The organism is Streptomyces sp. DF42 (assembly GCF_058267695.1).
In genome coordinates this window covers 1,885,561-1,899,528 of record NZ_CM177859.1, presented here as the reverse complement: position 1 = coordinate 1,899,528, position 13,968 = coordinate 1,885,561, and the positions used below count along the sequence as shown (strand labels likewise).

The 13,968-nt window shown below is 71.6% G+C and carries 12 protein-coding genes; 7 read left to right on the top strand and 5 right to left on the bottom strand.

The window, feature by feature from the left end:
- Window positions 1-5: 5 nt before the first annotated feature.
- The 3 genes from uca to ACYUED_RS08640 are packed head-to-tail and all read right to left on the bottom strand — an operon-like array spanning window position 6 to window position 4,974.
- On the bottom strand, window positions 6-3,518 hold the full coding sequence (gene uca, locus ACYUED_RS08650) for an urea carboxylase (RefSeq protein WP_491291687.1): 3,513 nt from the start codon (window positions 3,516-3,518) through the stop codon (window positions 6-8).
- Window positions 3,515-4,153 (bottom strand): urea amidolyase associated protein UAAP2, encoded by a 639-nt coding sequence (locus ACYUED_RS08645; RefSeq protein WP_491291686.1) that lies wholly within the window; start codon window positions 4,151-4,153, stop codon window positions 3,515-3,517. Before ACYUED_RS08645 ends, uca begins: the two co-directional genes overlap by 4 nt.
- On the bottom strand, window positions 4,150-4,974 hold the full coding sequence (locus tag ACYUED_RS08640; protein WP_491291685.1) for an urea amidolyase associated protein UAAP1: 825 nt from the start codon (window positions 4,972-4,974) through the stop codon (window positions 4,150-4,152). Before ACYUED_RS08640 ends, ACYUED_RS08645 begins: the two co-directional genes overlap by 4 nt.
- A 229-nt stretch (window positions 4,975-5,203) precedes the next feature.
- On the opposite strand from ACYUED_RS08640, the gene ACYUED_RS08635 reads away from it, so the two are divergent.
- The 6 genes from ACYUED_RS08635 (at window position 5,204) to ACYUED_RS08610 (ending at window position 10,778) form a co-directional block, all read left to right on the top strand.
- The gene (locus ACYUED_RS08635) at window positions 5,204-5,839 is read left to right on the top strand and encodes a TetR/AcrR family transcriptional regulator (RefSeq protein ID WP_491291684.1); all 636 of its coding nucleotides are present in this window, start codon (window positions 5,204-5,206) and stop codon (window positions 5,837-5,839) included.
- A 328-nt stretch (window positions 5,840-6,167) separates the two neighbouring features.
- Window positions 6,168-7,766 carry a sensor histidine kinase gene (locus tag ACYUED_RS08630; RefSeq protein ID WP_491291683.1) on the top strand — a complete coding sequence of 533 codons (1,599 nt, stop codon included), beginning with the start codon at window positions 6,168-6,170 and terminating at the stop codon, window positions 7,764-7,766.
- Window positions 7,763-8,170, top strand: a complete 408-nt coding sequence (locus tag ACYUED_RS08625; protein ID WP_016434374.1) for a roadblock/LC7 domain-containing protein — start codon at window positions 7,763-7,765, stop codon at window positions 8,168-8,170. The genes ACYUED_RS08630 and ACYUED_RS08625 overlap by 4 nt, the downstream gene beginning before the upstream one ends.
- Window positions 8,167-8,562: a DUF742 domain-containing protein gene (locus ACYUED_RS08620; protein ID WP_491291682.1), complete on the top strand. Its 396-nt coding sequence runs from the start codon at window positions 8,167-8,169 to the stop codon at window positions 8,560-8,562. Before ACYUED_RS08625 ends, ACYUED_RS08620 begins: the two co-directional genes overlap by 4 nt.
- Window positions 8,543-9,163, top strand: coding sequence for a GTP-binding protein (locus ACYUED_RS08615; protein WP_266511086.1), 621 nt, complete (start codon window positions 8,543-8,545; stop codon window positions 9,161-9,163). The genes ACYUED_RS08620 and ACYUED_RS08615 overlap by 20 nt, the downstream gene beginning before the upstream one ends.
- 130 nt (window positions 9,164-9,293) lie before the next feature.
- The gene (locus tag ACYUED_RS08610; RefSeq protein WP_491291681.1) at window positions 9,294-10,778 is read left to right on the top strand and encodes a cytochrome P450; all 1,485 of its coding nucleotides are present in this window, start codon (window positions 9,294-9,296) and stop codon (window positions 10,776-10,778) included.
- On the opposite strand, the gene ACYUED_RS08605 is transcribed toward ACYUED_RS08610, so the two are convergent.
- Entirely contained in the window at window positions 10,772-11,722 is a 951-nt protein-coding gene (locus ACYUED_RS08605; protein WP_491291680.1) for an RluA family pseudouridine synthase, read from the bottom strand. The genes ACYUED_RS08610 and ACYUED_RS08605 overlap by 7 nt on opposite strands.
- A gap of 68 nt (window positions 11,723-11,790) precedes the next feature.
- On the opposite strand from ACYUED_RS08605, the gene ACYUED_RS08600 reads away from it, so the two are divergent.
- The gene (locus ACYUED_RS08600) at window positions 11,791-12,393 is read left to right on the top strand and encodes a GNAT family N-acetyltransferase (protein WP_491291679.1); all 603 of its coding nucleotides are present in this window, start codon (window positions 11,791-11,793) and stop codon (window positions 12,391-12,393) included.
- On the opposite strand, the gene ACYUED_RS08595 is transcribed toward ACYUED_RS08600, so the two are convergent.
- Window positions 12,374-13,933, bottom strand: a complete 1,560-nt coding sequence (locus tag ACYUED_RS08595) for an amino acid permease (RefSeq protein ID WP_491291678.1) — start codon at window positions 13,931-13,933, stop codon at window positions 12,374-12,376. The genes ACYUED_RS08600 and ACYUED_RS08595 overlap by 20 nt on opposite strands.
- Between the last annotated feature and the right edge of the window lie 35 nt (window positions 13,934-13,968).

Genomic DNA, 13,968 nt, shown 5'->3' with positions numbered 1-13,968 from the left:
GTGTGTCAGTGCGCCGCCGGGGCCAGGACGATCAGTGCCGTCCCCGCCTCCACCTGGTCGCCCGCCCTGGTCAGGATCTCCGCCACCACGCCGTCCATCGGCGCGTGCACCCTGGACTCCATCTTCATCGCCTCCAGGGCGAGGAGGGGCTGCCCGGCGGAGACCAGGTCGCCGGGCTCGACGTTCAACTGCCAGACGGAGGCGGCGAATTCGGCCTCGACCAGTCGGCCGCCCGGCGGGATCGTCACCTCGGCCGAAGCAGCCGGTGGCGCGGTCACCGCCTCGGCCCGGGCGAACTCGCCCGCGGCCTCCCAGGCGTCCCGCTCCGCCGAGAACGCCGCCTGCTGCCGGGCCCTGAACTCCCCGATGGATACGGCGTTCCCGGCGAGGAAGCCCTGGTACTCGGCCAGCGAGAACGTGCCCTCCTCGATCCGCGGCACGAAGCGGCCGGACGTGATGTCGGCCCGCAGCTCCAGGAGTTCGTCCGCATCGACCGGATACCACTTGATGCGGTCGAAGAACCGGAGCAGCCAGGGCGAGCCCGGCTCGAACGCGCCGCGCTGCTGCCACCCCGACCACACCTGCGTCGTACGGCCCACGAACTGGTAGCCGCCGGGGCCCTCCATGCCGTAGACGCACAGGTACGCCCCGCCGATGCCGACCGAGTTCTCGGCCGTCCACGTGCGTGCCGGGTTGTACTTCGTGGTCACCAGGCGGTGGCGGGGATCGAGTGGGGTGGCCACCGGGGCGCCCAGGTACACGTCACCCAGGCCCAGCACGAGGTATTCGGCGTCGAAGACGGTGTCGTACACGTCGTTCACCGACTCCAGGCCGTTGACCCGGCGGATGAACTCGATGTTCCACGGACACCAGGGCGCGTCGTCGCGGACGCCCGCCATGTAGCGGGCGATCGCCTCGCGGGTCGCCGGGTCGTCCCAGGAGAGGGGGAGGTGGACGGTGCGGGAGGGGACCACGAGTGCGTCGGTGGGCGGGAGTGCCGCAGTGATCTCCCGTACCACGGTGAGGAGTTCGTGTTGCGCCAGGCGACCGGGGTCCGTCTGGATCTGCAGGGAGCGGATGCCGGGTGTGAGGTCCGTGATGCCGGCGGGCCCCTGTTCGGCGACCGCTTCCATCAGGGCGTGGACGCGCATGCGCAGGGCCAGGTCGAGCTGCATGGGCCCGAATTCGACGAGCAGGTTGTCGTCGCCGCTGCGGCGGTAGGTGATGTCGCCGTCCCGGGCCAGCACACCGCCGTCCACGATGTCCGCGCGAGGCGAACCGTCGACGGCCACCGGCGCGAAGCGCACCGTGTCGCCCGGCCGCAGCTGGCCCAGCTTCCACCGCTCGCCGCTCAGCACCGTCGCCGGGCAGACGAACCCGCCCAGCGAGGGACCGTCCGGGCCGAGCAGCACCGGCATGTCGCCGGTGTAGTCGACGGCGCCGACGGAGTACGGGGTGTCGTGGATGTTGGACGGGTGCAGGCCCGCCTCGCCACCGTCGGTGCGCGCCCAGCGCGGCTTGGGTCCGACCAGCCGTACGCCGGTGCGGGCCGAGTTGAAGTGGACCTTCCAGTCGGCGGCGTAGAAGTCGCGGATGTCGTCCTCGGTGAAGAACTCCGGTGCGGCGTGCGGGCCTTCGACGGCGCCCACCCGCCATACGGCGGTGAAGGAGGGGCGGTTCTCCTCGGGCACGAGGACGCCTTCGGTGGCCGTACCGCCGTGCAGTACGTCGCCTGTGCGCAGCACCCGGCCGCCGTGTCCGCCGAACCGGCCCAGCGTGAAGGTGCTGGCGCTGCCCAGGAAGGCCGGCACGTCGAGACCGCCGGCGAACAGGACGTAGGTGCGCAGGCCGTGCCGGGTCGGCGCGCCGATCTCCAGTACGGCGCCCGCGGGCACCGTCACCGGCTCCCATTGCGCGACGGGGGTGCCGTCGAGGGTGACGTTGGCCGGAGCGCCCGTCACGCACACGGTGGTGGGGTGTGTGAACCTCAGCGCCGGTCCCTGGAGGGTGCATTCGAGGCCGGGCGCGCCCTCGCCGTTGCCGAGCGCCCGGTTGCCGAGCCGGAAGGACAGGTCGTCCATCGGGCCACACGGGGGCACGCCGACCTGCCAGTGGCCGATGCGGCCCGGCCAGTCCTGCACGGTGGTGAGGGTGCCGCCGGCGACGACCTCGATACGGGGCGTCGGGTCGCTCACGGAGGCCAGCGTCGCCGTGGAGTGCGAGGCGCCGGCGAAGTCCTGGTCGGCGAGCGCCGCGCGCACCAGGCCGAGGTTGGTCTCGATGCCGTCGACACGGGTGCGGGCCAGCGCGTCGTCGAGCCTGCGGAGCGCGCGCTCGCGGTCGGGGCCGTACGCGATGACCTTGGCGAGCAGGGGATCGTACGACGTCGTCACCTCGGTGCCGGTCTCCACCCAGCCGTCGACCCGGACGCCCGGCGGGAACTCGACCCGCGTCAACAGGCCCGCGCTGGGCCGGTGTTCACGCGAGGGGTCCTCGGCGTAGAGGCGGGCCTCGACGGCGTGGCCCCGTGGCTCGCCGGGATCGCGTACGACGTCCGCCTCGCCGCGGGCCAGGCGCAGCATCCAGGCGACGAGGTCGACACCGTAGATCTCCTCGGTGACCGGATGCTCCACCTGGAGACGGGTGTTGACCTCCAGGAAGTACGCCTCCTCGCGGACGGCGTCGTAGACGAACTCGACGGTGCCGGCGGAGCGGTAGCCGACGGACGCACACAAGTCACGTGCGGACACGGTGAGTTGTTCCCGGACGTGGGCCGGCAGGCCCGGCGCCGGGGCCTCCTCCACGACCTTCTGGTTGCGGCGCTGGAGGGAGCAGTCGCGGTCGCCGAAGGTGACGACCCCGCCCTCCCCGTCGCCGAAGACCTGCACCTCCACATGCCGGGCGTCCTCGACGAGCCGCTCCAAGAAGACCCCGGCCGAGGAGAAGGAGGCGGCGGCCACGCGCTGCACCCGCTCCCAGGCGTCGGTCAGTTCACCGGCGGAGCGACATGCCGACATGCCGATACCGCCGCCGCCGCCGGTCGCCTTGAGCATCACCGGGTAGCCGATCACCGCGGCCTGCGCGAGGGCCTCGGCCGACGACCCCAGCAGCCCGGTGCCCGGCGCCAGCGGCACCCCCGCCGCCTCGGCCGCCGCCCGCGCCGTGTGCTTGGCCCCGAACAGCTCCAGCTGCCGAGGCGTCGGGCCGACGAACACGATTCCGGCGTCCTCGCAGCGGCGCGCGAACGCCGCGTCCTCCGACAGGAAGCCGTAACCGGGATGGATCGCGCCCGCACCGGTGTCCTTGGCGGCCTTCAGCACCAGGTCGGCATCGAGATACGACTCCTTCGCGGGCGCCGGGCCGAGCCGGACCGCCTCGTCGGCGAGCCGGACATGGGGGGCCGAGCGGTCCGGGTCGGCGTACACGGCGACCGTGCGCAGTCCCAGTTCGCGGGCGGTGCGGATGATCCGGACCGCGATCTCGCCCCGGTTGGCGACCAGCAGCGTGTCGAAGGTCATGCGCCTTCCCCTTCGACGGCGTCCGCCGCGGTGATCGTCATCTCCACGGCCGTCGGTTCGAAGCCGTTGCAGGGGTTGTTGATCTGGGGGCAGTTGGACACCAGCACGAGGACCTCGCGCTCGGCGCGCAGGCTGACCTTGCGGCCCGGTGCCGAGAGGCCGTCGACGATGCCGAGGGTGCCGTCCTTCTCGACGGGCACGTTCATGTACCAGTTGATGTTGGAGACGAGGTCGCGCTTGCCGAGACCGTGCCGCGCGCCCTCGGCGAGGAAGTTGTCCACGCACGCGTGCTGGGACCAGGTGTGGTGCCCGTACCGGAGGGTGTTCGACTCCTTGGAGCAGGCCCCGCCGACCGTGTCGTGGCGGCCCACCTCGTCGGCGGCCACGGACATCAGCGGGGTGTGCTCGTTGGACATCAGCACGCTGCCCGTGGTCAGGAAGATGGTGCCCTGCGCGTGGATGGTGTCGGGGGCGCTGTAGCGGACCGACGTGTCCTGGGCGTCGTACACGAGGAAGTCGACGGCCTGGTTGCCGTGCAGGTCGGTGATGGTCAGCGTCTCCCCCGTGCGGACGACGGACGACCAGGCGGCGCGGGCCGGAACGACGGTCGAGGACACGGTCGTCGGCGTGCTCATGCGAGCCCCCTCGTGGCAAGGAATTCGGCGGTGTTCAGGAAGGCGCGGCGGCCCTCGGGCGTTGCCTCCCACAGCGCGTCGCCCGGTGCGGTCGGCGCGGCGCGCCAGGCGAGGACCTCCAGCGGGGTGCTGACGTAGTCGGGGCGCGGGTCGGCGGGGTGCGGCACGTTGACGATCAGGACGGTGAGGTCCTGCTCGGCGCGGAGCGTGACGCTGCCGCCGGGGCCGGCGGAGCCGGTGAAGTCCAGGGTGCCGTCCTCGCGCACCTCGACGCCCTGGAAGAACGACAGCGACGGCGGCAGGTCGCGCGGCTGAAGGCCGTTCTTCGCGGCTGCCAGTTTCAGCAGCTCGCGGCCCGCCGGGGAGGCGGACTGGGGGGTGCCGTCGCCGTACCGCTCGGTGTTGCGTACGAGGCTGGAGGTGCCGCACAGCGCGTCGTGCCGCCCGGAGGTGTCGGCGACGACCGACGCCAGGACCCGGCCCTGGTCGGACAGCAGCAGCCGGCCCTCACCGAGGTAGGCGTTCCACTGGACCTTCACCGTGTCGGCGACGTTCAGCCGCTCCCAGGGCCGGTCGGCCACGAACAGCACGAGGTGGGCGCAGGCGTCGCCGCGCAGGTCGGTCAGGCGCAGCTCCGTGCCGCGGGCCAGCACCCGGTGGGTGTAGTTGCCGCCCGCCACCGTCTCGGCCCAGACCAGGTGGCCCGCCTCGCAGGGCGGGTCGGGCCAGTCGGCGGACGGGACGACGGGCATGGCCTCGGCGCGTGCGCCCTCCTGGGCGCGAGCGTGGTCGCGGGCTCCGTGTGTGGTCGCTGTCGCCATGGCGGGACCTCCGGCTCCGGTGTTGTCTCTTCCGGCGTTGATGGGCTGCGGTATTTCTGTCGCCCGACAGAAATTAGGAGGCGGGCGGGTCGCGGGCATTGCCCGTGTGTTGCCGCTCGGTTACCGAGCCCTCACGGAGATCGTCCGGAGCCCTCGCGGAGGTCGTCCCGCGGGCGCCCGGCGGTCGCCCGGAGATCGTCCCGACCGGCCGTGTGCGAGGATCGAGCGCATGGGAACGCCGGGTGGAGGAGTCGGCCGCCGAGTCGGCAGGCCACGGGCCGCGCAGCGGCCGGACAGCGGTCTGCAGCCGCGCGAGGAACTGCTCGCGGCCGCCGCCGAGTTGTTCACCACCCATGGCTACGCGGCCACCACCACCCGTGCGGTCGCCGAGCGCGCGGGCATGCGCCAGGCCTCGATGTACCACTACGTCTCCGGCAAGGAGGAGCTGCTCGCAGAGCTCCTGGAGTCCACGGTCACGCCCTCGCTGACGTACGCCAGGCAGCTCCTCGCCGACGACGCGACCCCGCCCGAGGACCGGCTGTGGGAGCTGTGCCGGACCGACGTGGAGCTGCTGTGCGGCGGCCCGCACAACCTCGGCGGGCTCTATCTGCTGCCCGAGGTGCGCGCCGAGCGGTTCGCCGGCTTCCATGCGGTGCGCGCCGAACTCAAGGACGCCTACCGGCAGTTGCTCGCCGCCACGGCCGCCGGGGGTGTGCTCGCCAAGGGCGGGCTCGAACTCCGTACGGATCTGTTGTTCGGCTTGATCGAGGGCGTGATCCTGGTGCACCGCTCCGACCCCGAGCGCTCGGTGTCGGTCTTCGCGGAGGCCACGGCGGACGCGGCCCTGCGGATCGCGGGCGTCTGACCGACCGGAGTTGAAGCCGGTCCCCGCCGGCCTCATCACTCGTCACGGTGAGTGTTTTCGTATGTCTGTACGCCGTGACGTGCCGTGTTCGAACGAATCCGAGGCGTGCAAATGGAGCCGAGGGTACTCCTTGGACCCGCCCCGTTTCAGGTGCTTGCTGAATATGACACGGCGATGATCCGGTCGGACTAAGCTCGCCCGCAGCGCACCGAGTTGAGGTGTATTCGTGCGCTTGTTCCCAAAAAATACCGAAGATTCAGTGCAGTCCTATGCGTACCCCACTTGCAAGCTCCCCAGACACCCAGCCGATCTCTTTCAGAGGGCCTACATGGTGAGTGTTCAATCCCCTCCCCAGCGCCGTGAACTTCCTTACGCGCGCGTGCTGTTGCTGCCCGCCATACTGATGGCCGGGGCCACCGGAGCAGCGGTCGCCATGGTGGCCGTGCCGGCCCGGGCGGCCGTCGTCTGGTGCGGCGCCGTCGCCACGCTCCTGGTGATCGCCACGGCGGCCGAAGCGGTACGACGAGGCCGCGCCCTGCGGATCCTGCGCGAGACGAGCGCCCGTCACAGTGCGTATCTGGAACGGCGCCTCGCCGGACACGAGCAGGAGTTGTACCGCCTGGGGCACGAGATCACGCCGACCGCCATCTACTACCTTCGCGGCGGCAATTCCCCCACAGAGGTGATTCGCCAACTCGGCAACATCGACCCCTCCTACGGCGAACTGTCCGAAGCCCAGGTGGCGTTGCTCAAGCGGACGCTCGACATCGTCGACACCGAGGACGCCATGCGGGACTCCTCGCAGCGCTCCTTCGTCAGCATCGCCCGCCGCGTCCAGGCGATCGTGCACCAACAGGCCAACGAACTCCGGGAGATGGAGGAGGACCACGGCCGTAACCCCGAGGTCTTCGACGACCTGCTGCGCATCGACCACGGCACCGCGCTGATCGGCCGCCTCGCCGACTCGATCTCCGTGCTCGGCGGCGGCCGCCCGGGCCGTCAGTGGCCGGCGCCCGTCCCGCTGTACAGCGTGCTGCGCGGCGCCATGTCCCGCATCCTCGAATACCGGCGCATCTCGCTGGACTCGATCGCCAAGGTCAACATCGGTGGCACCTCCGTCGAGCCGATCATCCACGCCTGCGCCGAACTCCTCGACAACGCCACGCGCTACTCGCCCCCGCAGACCAAGGTCCACGTCACCGCGACCGAGGTGCAGACCGGCATCGCCATCGAGATCGAGGACGCCGGCGTCAGCCTCAGCGAGGAGGCCCGCGCCAAGACCGAGAACATGCTGGAGCGCGCCAAGGCCGGTGTCGACCTCCAGGACCTCGGCGAGTCCCCGCGCCTGGGCCTGGCCGTCGTCGGCCGCCTGTGCAAGACGTACGACATGCAGATCTCGCTGCGCTCCTCGGCGTACGGCGGTGTCCGCGCCGTCCTGGTCGTGCCGCGCGTGATGATGACGAACGACCCGGCGCCCGGCCTCGCCCACGGCGTCGGCGCCACCGCCGCGCCCAAGCTCGACCTCGGCGACATCGAAGGTCCCAAGCGCGCCCCGAAGCGGCGTCGTCCCACCAGCCCGCGCATCCCGGCCGGCGTGTCCATGGAGGACGAGGTCCCCGAGGTCACCGAGTGGACCGCCGGCGGGCTGCCGCAGCGGCGCAGCCGCGTCAAGATCCCGCTCAGCCAGCGGCTCGCCGAACAGGCCGCCGCCGAACGGGCCGAGCGGGAGGTCCGTGCGACCCGGCCCGCCTGGGCGACGCCGGTGCCCGACCCGGAGCCCGAGCCGGAGACGAAGGAACCCGAACCGGGGCTCTGGGTCGAGGCGTTCTGGGAGGGACTCAGGGGCGACATGGACCCGACCGCACTCAGTCAGCCGACCACCGAGCCGGCCCGTATCGAGGCCGACGACGAGAGGGACCACAAGTGATCCAGCAGCGAGCCAATTTCGACTGGATGCTCAAGGATCTCGCCGACGGAGTACCGGGCATCGAGATGATCGTGGTGCTCTCCGCCGACGGCCTGCGCATCGCTCGCTACGGGGGCGATCCGGACGCCGCCGACCGTGTCGCCGCGGCCTGCGCGGGGCTGCAGAGCCTGGCGGGCGCCGTCGCCCACGAGATCCCGGGCAGCGACGGCCGGATGAAGCTGGTCATCATCGAGATCAACGGCGGCTACTTCTATCTGATGGCCGCGGGAGCCAACGCCTACCTCGCGGTGCTCTCCGACGTGGTCGCCGAACCCGGACTGATGAGCAACCGCATGCGCGACCTCGTCGTACGCATCGGGGCCCATCTCACCAGCCCGCCCCGGCGCAACGGGCAGACCGTATGACTCCTCCGCAACGCCGGCGGCGACATCCCAAGGAAGAAGCACCACCACCCCCACCACCCGCCAAAGAGGGCAAGGCCCCGGAGCGGCTCTATGTCGTGGCCGGGCCCGACGGGGAGCGCGCCGACATCGACCTCGTCACGTTAATCGTGGCGCGCGCCGACCCTCCGCCCTCGGCCACCCCGGAGCAGACGGCGATGCTCCGGCTCTGCACGGCACCCCTCTCGGTGGCCGAACTCTCGGCCTATCTGAGCCTGCCGTTCAGCGTGGTGACCGTGCTGCTCACCGAGATGCTGACGGCAGAACTGGTACAGGCACGCGCCCCGATCGTCCGTCAGGCGCTCCCAGACCGTTCCCTCCTCGAAGCGGTGATGCATGGACTTCAAAGGCTCTGACACCATCCCCGGACCACGTTCGGAAGATCATCTGCCGCACTCGGCGCAGGCCGCGGTGAAGATCGTGATCGTGGGCGGCTTCGGAGTCGGCAAGACGACGATGGTCGGTTCGGTCAGCGAGATCAGGCCGCTGACCACCGAGGAGACCATGACGCAGGCCGGCGTCGGCGTCGACGACAACTACGGCTCCGACACCAAGACGGCCACCACCGTGGCCATGGACTTCGGCCGCATCAGCATCACCGAACAGCTGGTGCTCTACCTCTTCGGCACCCCCGGCCAGGAACGCTTCTGGTTCCTGTGGAACGGGCTGTTCGAGGGTGCGCTCGGGGCCGTCGTACTGATCGACACCCGTCGGCTCGAAGTCAGCTTCGACGTCATAGGGCGTCTGGAGGAGCGCGGCGTGCCCTTCGTGGTCGCCGTCAACTCCTTCCCGGACGGGCCCCGTTACCCCATCGACGACCTTCGCAGCGCGCTCGACCTGGCGGACGAGATCCCGATCATCGAGTGCGACGCGCGCCGCCGCGCCTCCAGCCGGGACGTCCTGATGACCCTGATGCGCTTCCTGCACTCGCTCGCCCTGACCGGCGCGCTCACCTGAGGCCCTGGTGCCCCGACCGGCAATGCTCGCCCCGTCGCGCAGACATCGCCTGCCGGGGCACCAGCACCCGCACCCGGCACCCGCATCCGTCCAACTCCCCAGACACCGGATCCACTTCGGAGCGACCACCGTGACGCCTGAACACCAATCCCTGACCGGCATGGACCCCACGCTCGGCCCGCCGCCCGGCTGCCCCGCCCACGGCCGTGGCCCCGGCGGGCTGCGCCGGCTCTACGGTCCCGAGGCGGAGGACCTGGCCTCCCTGTACGAGCAACTCCGCGAGGAGCACGGCCCCGTGGCGCCCGTGCTGCTCCACGACGACGTGCCCATGTGGGTGGTGCTCGGCCACACCGAGAACCTGCACATGGTGCGCTCACCCTCGCAGTACTGCCGGGACAGCCGTATCTGGAACCCGCTGGGCGAGGGCATGGTCAAGCCCGACCACCCTCTGATGCCGCACATCGCCTGGCAGCCGATCTGCTCCCACGCCGAGGGCGACGAGCACCTGCGCCTGCGGGCCGCGGTCACCGGCGCCATGTCGACCATCGACCACCGCGGCGTCCGCCGTCACATCAACCGCCACACCCAGGGCCTCGTCAACCGCTTCTGCAAGGAGGGGTCGGCCGACCTGGTCGGACAGTTCGCCGAGCACCTGCCGATGGGCGTGATGTGCGAGATCCTCGGCATGCCCGACGAGTACAACGACCGGCTCGTGCAGGCGGCCCGTGACGCGCTCAAGGGCACCGAGACCGCGATCGCCAGCCACACCTACGTGATGGACGCGCTGAGCCGGCTCACCGCCAAGCGGCGCGCCCGGCCCGAGGAGGACTTCACCAGCCACCTCATCACCCACCCGGCGGGACTGACCGACGACGAGGTCCGCGAGCACCTGCGCCTCGTGCTCTTCGCCGCCTACGAGGCCACGGTCAACCTCCTGTCCAACGTGCTGCGCATGATCCTCACCGACCCGCGCTTCAGGGCCCAGCTCAACGGCGGCCAGATGACGGTGCCGGAAGCGGTCGAGCAGTCCCTGTGGGACGAACCGCCCTTCAGCTCGGTCTTTGCCTACTTCGCCAAGCAGGACACGGAGTTGGGCGGCCAGCACGTCCGCAGGGGCGACGGGCTGCTGCTCGGGATCGCGCCGGGCAACGTCGACCCGCGGGTCCGTCCCGACCTCGCCGCGAACATGCAGGGCAACCGCTCGCACCTCGCCTTCGGCGGCGGTCCGCACGAGTGCCCCGGTCAGGACATCGGCCGTGCCATCGCCGACACCGGTGTCGACGCACTGCTCATGCGGCTGCCCGACGTCCAACTCGACTGTGACGAGGACGAGCTGGAGTGGCGGCAGTCGATCTCCTCACGGCATCTGGTGGAGCTTCCGGTCCGCTTCGAGCCGAAGCCGGAGCAGGACGTGAAGGCCAAGCCGGGCCACGCCCCCGTCCCGCCGCAGCGCGCCACCTGGCAGGTCGGCTCCACGCAGCCAGAGCCCGCCGCCGCTGCCGCCCCGGCGCCCCAGCCGGCCGCACCGTCCCAGCAGCCGGCTCTGGCGCCCGAGGAACCGGCTCGCCCCAAGGGTGCCTGGCGCCGCTTCCTGCTCTGGTGGCGCGGTTACTGACCGGCCCAGTCGCCGTAGGAGGACCAGGCCAGGAGCGCTCGCGTGCTCAGGAAGCGGTGCTCCGCCCCCGTGACCGGATCGGTGAACTCCAGTGCCCGCGCCAGCAGTTGGAGCGGACGCCGGAAGTCGCCGGCCGGCACGGGGTCGGCCACCACGGGGTAGAGCGGATCGCCGAGAACGGGCGTGCCGAGCGCGTTCATGTGGACGCGGAGCTGGTGGGTCTGCCCGGTGCGGGGCACCAGCCGATAGCGCCCCAGCCCGTCGCCGCGGTGCTCGGCCAGCTCGATGCCGCTGACGGCGTTCGGCTCGCCCGCCACCTCGTAGGCGGCGAGCACACCACGCTCCTTCACGATGCGGCTGCGCACGGTCCGGGGCAGGGCGAGCCCGGGATCGTACGGGGCGATCGCCTCGTACTCCTTGCTCACTCGCCGGTCGCGGAACAGCGACTGGTACGCGCCGCGCTCCTCGGGCCGCACCGTGAACAGCACGAGCCCGGCGGTGAGCCGGTCAAGCCGGTGCGCGGCGCCGAGTGCGGGCAGGTCCAGCTCCCGTCGCAGACGCGCGAGCGCGGTCTCGGTGACATGGCTGCCGCGCGGGGTGGTGGCCAGGAAATGGGGCTTGTCGACGACGACGATGTGCTCGTCGCGGTACACCACCTCCAGCGGGAACGGCACCGGCGTCTCGGCGGGCAGCTCGCGGTGGAACCACACGAACATGCCGGGTTCGTAGGCGGCGTCCGGCGCGACGGCCCGCCCGTCGGCGCCGACGATCCTCCCCGCGTCGAGCATCCCGTCGACGACTCCCGCGCCCGCTCCGCTGAGCCGCTCGACGAGGTGCTCGCGAACGGTGGCCCACGGCCCCTCGACGGGCAGCCGCACCCGCACGGGGTCGACCCCCTGCCGTTGGGGCAGCGGAGCGGGCGGGATCCGTGGCTTGCGACTCATCACGATCAAGCCTACGGCGCCCGGAAAAGCCGTTGGACCGGCCGCCGCCCACGGGCAGGATGCCGGTCATGCCCTACGTCACCAGCCCCGTCCTGCCCGCCGAAACCCTCTCCCGCATCCCGCAGCCCCTGCTCCGCACCGGCGACGGACTGCTTCTGCGCCCGTGGCGGGCCCAGGACGCGCCCGCCGTCCACGAGGCCTTCCAGGATCCGCTCATGCACCAGTGGCACATCCGGCGCAGCGACTCGGAGGCGGAGGCCGCCGGCTGGATCGAGGAGTGGCGGAAGGCGTGGGAGAGCGAGCGGACCGCGCAGTGGGCCGTCACGGACGCGGACGGCGACCGGTTGCTGGGGCGGGTGGCGCTGCGCGAGATCGTGCTCGGGGACGGCGTGGCCGAGGTCGCGTACTGGACCACGGCGGCGGCCCGCGGCCAGGGCACAGCCGCCCGCGCGACGACCGCCCTGTCCCGCTGGGCCTTCGACGAGATCGGCTTCCACCGCCTGGAACTGATGCACGCCACCGCCAACCGGGCCTCCTGCCGGGTCGCCGCCAAGACGGGCTTCGCCCTGGAGGGCACCAAGCGCAGTGCCCTCCTCCACCCGGACGGCTGGCACGACATGCACCTGCACGCGCGCGTACGGGGCGACCGACCTACGCCGCGGCCTCCGTGACAGCCGTCTCCGATACGGCACTTCGGGCGGCGGTCCGCTTCCGGTACGCCCGGTAGGCGCCGCCGGCCAGCAGTGTGACGGCGAGGAACAGCACCGTGAACCACTGGAAGTACCAGTGCCCGCCCGTCGGGTCGTACACCGCTGCTCGTGGCCAGGCCAGGTTGACGGTCATGAGGAGGCCGTAGAGGAGGGCCAGTGCGTTGACGGGGATGCCCCAGCGGCCGAGGGAGAAGAGCTTCGCGCCCTTCTCGTCGGTGCCGCCGGCGGCGAACCGGCCTCGCAGGCGCCGGATCAGGAGCGGGCCGGTGACCATCGCGTAGGCCAGGTACAGCATCACGATGCAGGTGGTGCCGATGGCCAGGAAGGCGTCCGGCGAGGCGAAGTTGAGCAGCAGGAGGGCCGCCGCGAGGACGCCGACGACCAGGGCGGGGGCGCCGGGCATGCCGGTGCGCGGGTTGACGTGCGCCAGGCGCCCGGAGAACGGGAGCCCGCCGTCGCGGGCCATGGAGAACAGCATCCGGCAGGCCGCCGTCTGGATCGCGAGGGTCGCCACGGCGATCGCCACCACCACGTCGGCCAGCAGCACCCTGCCGACCCCGTCACCCAGGCTGCTGGTCAGGACGTAGCTGAGGCCGTCGACGCCGAGGTGGCCGTCGGTCAGGCTGGGCGCTGCGAGCAGCCCGCCGAGGATGACCAGACCGCCGAGCAGGCCGGCGGCGCCGAGCGCGGTGAGGATCGTGCGGGGCGCCGTCCGCCGCGGATCGCGCGTCTCCTCGCTCATCTCGCCCGCGCTGTCGAAGCCGATCATCACGTACGCCGCCGTGAACGAGCCGACGAGCAGTGCCCCCAACAGGCCGGAACCCGCCGCCCCTTCGGTGTGGAAGGTGATGCCGGGAGAGCGCTTGGAGTGGGTGAGCAGGAGGACGACGATCAGGACGGCGCCGATGATCTCCGCGGTGACGCCGACGCGGTTGATCACGGACAGCACGCGGTTGTCCATGATGTTCACCAGCGTGGTGAGCACCAGCAGGATCACGCCCAGGACCGCCGCGTTCGCCGCGCCGTCCGCCGACGTCGGCGCGGAGTCGGTGCCCACCAGCTGGAAGCCGGACCAGATGGCCGGCAGGACCATCTGCAGCGCCAGCGCCGCCGCCGCGACCACCACGATCTGACCGATCACCATGATCCAGCCGGCGAACCAGCCGAAGGTGGGGTTCGAAAGGCGCGAGGACCACTGGTAGATCGCGCCCGAGATCGGATAGCGGGCGGCCAGTTCCGCGAAGCACGCGGCCACCAGCAGCTGCCCGACCAGCACCGCCGGCCAGGCCCAGAAGAAGACGGGGCCGCCGAACGCGTACCCGAAGGCGAAGAACTGGAAGACGGTCGTCAGGACCGAGATGAAGGAGAACCCGGCCGCGAAGGAGGCGTACCGGCCCAGGCTGCGGTGCAGCTCCTGGTGGTAGCCGAACTCGGCGAGGGAGTGGTCGTCGGGGGAGTGGGGCGGGTCGGGGCGTATGTCGGAGGGGGCTGTGGTCGTCACGGCGGCACCTGCCTTCGGCGCGGGAGCGGAGCGGA